At 50.0% G+C, this 244-nt stretch carries 1 protein-coding gene; it reads left to right on the top strand.

Going from position 1 to position 244, the window contains the following annotated elements; all coding sequences use genetic code 11:
* Nucleotides 1-244, top strand: a 244-nt coding sequence (locus ACTHTQ_RS11565) for a hypothetical protein (RefSeq protein WP_440363997.1), incomplete at both ends; no start/stop codon positions are given.

Raw genomic sequence — 244 nt, 5'->3', positions numbered from 1 at the left:
TACTAAAGCCGGTAAAGCGGCAACAGATGCAGCAGATGCATTAGCGAAAGCAGGCGAAGCTAAAGATGCAGCGAAAGCAGCAGACGATAAAGCTGTAGCGGCAGATGCTAAAGCAGTAGCAGCAGATGCTAAAGCGGTAGCAGCTGATACTAAAGCCGGTAAAGCGGCAACAGATGCAGCAGATGCATTAGCGAAAGCAGGCGAAGCTAAAGACGCAGCGAAAGCAGCAGACGATAAAGCTGTA

Source organism: Neisseria sp. P0020.S003 (genome assembly GCF_051957095.1).
Lineage (GTDB): Bacteria > Pseudomonadota > Gammaproteobacteria > Burkholderiales > Neisseriaceae > Neisseria > Neisseria subflava.
This window is presented reverse-complemented; position numbering and strand designations above follow the sequence as displayed.